Source organism: Candidatus Hydrogenedentota bacterium (assembly GCA_035450225.1).
GTDB lineage: Bacteria > Hydrogenedentota > Hydrogenedentia > Hydrogenedentales > SLHB01 > DSVR01.
In genome coordinates, this window is record DAOTMJ010000099.1 from 1 (window position 1) to 2,167 (window position 2,167).

A 2,167-nucleotide genomic window follows, 5' to 3' on the forward strand; every position below is an offset into this window, starting at 1 on the left:
GCGGGCGGGAGGCGGCGTAGCGGATGTCGTCGCTCTGCGGGTTGAACCGCTCGCTCAACGGGATCACGCGGCCTTGGTCGTCGCGCACGATGGCGGCGGCGGATTTCAACTGCGAAGAATCGAACGCGATGTAGCTATCTTCGTAGCCTTCCGCCTCGTTCCGGTAAACGATCCCGTCATAACCCTTTTCCTTGATGACATCCCGAATAAACCCGGTCATCTTGTACAGGTCTTTTTTGTACCCGAAATCGTCATATTGGCGTTCACCCCATCGCCGTTGCAGTTCTTCATTGGCAAATTCGGCTTGTGACCGAAGATCGGACATTTCCTCGTCCGTGATGATGTCTTGTTGCCACAACTGGGTGATGACGTTCTTACGGGAATCGGCATTCAAATTCCAAGCCCCGGCATCGTCCAGCCTCAACGGGTTTTTAATAGCCGCCTTGAGCCGCATGGTTTCCGCGCCAAGCATCCCGTCTGGAATGTTTTTGCCCAAGTGGAATCCTAATTCGCCAGCTTCAAACGCCGTGAACTTTTCATTGGTCTGGTGGTCAACATCGAGGATATACCCCGCCTTCATCGCCGCCTCGTCCACCATCCTCTGCGCGGTTTCCATGTCGCCGCGCTCTACGGCGGCTAGGTAGGCGCGGTCGGTTGCGTCCGCCTCCGGCGCGGCCTGCTCCGCCTTCCCGTCCAGATATGCCAGCTTGGCCGCCTGCGCCTTGTCGGCCAGCGCGCGCGCCATGTGCGGGTTGAACCGCTCGCTTGGCGGGATGATGCGGCCGGCGTCGTCGCGGACGATTGGATCTGGCGTTCCAACCCCTGCAAATTTAACGGAATCTCCAAACCAATTTCTGCGGGCACGCTCCATTGCATGAGATACATTAAGACCTTTCATGCCGTCTACAAACGTCTCGTTTTCGTTTGTAATAACTACCACGATCTCTGTCTTAAAATTGCTTTCAGAATAGCTTTTGTTTTGACCGGATTTTCTAAAACCCATCAATGAATTTGGAACACCAACATAAGCGGAAGGTAAATCTATTGCCGCCCGCTTCGCCGCCTCGTCCACGATCCTCTGCGCGGTTTCCATGTCGCCGCGCTCTACGGCGGCTAGGTAGGCGCGGTCGGTTGCGTCCGCCTCCGGCGCGGCCTGCTCCGCCTTCCCGTCCAGATATGCCAGCTTGGCCGCCTGCGCCTTGTCGGCCAGCGCGCGCGCCATGTTCTCGACCTGCTTCGCCATCCCGCCGAAGGCCGCGAGGATGTCGGACTTCTCCAGCCCGAGGGCGGACTTCCCGCCGCTTTCCGTGGCTTGGTCGAGCGCGATAGCGGCGGCCTCCTCCGCGGCGTGTTCGTCGGCATAGGCTTCGGCGGCGGCGCGGTTCCCGATGGCGGACTCGACGGAATCGGCCAGTTTCAGGATGAACCGCTTGGCGGCCGCCGTGCTGCGCTGGAAAGCATTTTCAATTCGCTTTACTTTCTGGTTTCCTTCCCGCTTCCACTTGTGGACCAGCTCGTGCAGGGCGGTCCCGGTCGATCCGGCCCCCAGCGATTCGTCGAGGAACACGGTTCCGTCCGGCATCCGCACGGCCAGCGACTTCATGCCGCGTACGGCGTGGACGCGCTCCACCCCGTGTGCCTTCAGCATGGCGGCGGCGTCCTGCGCCTCCGGCGTGTCGGCGTATTCCGGCGCGGGCTCGGCGTCGGCGAAGTTGGCCGCGTAGGTTCCGGCGCGGTGCCGCTCGATCTCGGCGGCGGTGTCTTCCGCTTCGGCTATTTCCCGCCCAAGTCGTGCAGGCGCTTGAACTTCTCGGCGTTCTTGATCCGGAAGTGCCCCTTGCCGTCCGTCTCGGTCGCCAAAAGGAAGCGCGTCCCGTCCGGCATATCCAGCGGCAGCACCAGCGGGAAGTTGTCCCCCGTCTTGACGTCCCGCCATTCCTGCTTCATTTTCGCCTGCTGTTCCATATCCTGCCTCCATCCTACTCTCTGCCGGGCTTCCGGCAAGCTCTTTCCTGAAAATCAGCGCGTCCTCCGGCTTTTGGCCTGGCTTGAGCAAGCCTTCCTCGCGGAGCATGGTTTCCATCGTCTGCCACGGCGGGACGGCCTTGCGCTGCATTGGCGGCATGTCGAGGCGACGCTGCACGAACCGGGCCTCGACTTCGCCGGC

The 2,167-nt window shown here is 61.1% G+C and carries 2 protein-coding genes; both read right to left on the reverse strand.

Features of this window, described 5'->3' with window-relative positions; all coding sequences use genetic code 11:
- Positions 1-1,648, reverse strand: a 1,648-nt coding sequence (locus P5540_19820) for a hypothetical protein (GenBank protein HRT67062.1), incomplete at its 3' end; no start/stop codon positions are given.
- A 125-nt stretch (positions 1,649-1,773) separates the two neighbouring features.
- Complete coding sequence (locus P5540_19825) at positions 1,774-1,965, reverse strand: hypothetical protein (GenBank protein ID HRT67063.1); 192 nt, start codon at positions 1,963-1,965, stop codon at positions 1,774-1,776.
- Between the last annotated feature and the right edge of the window lie 202 nt (positions 1,966-2,167).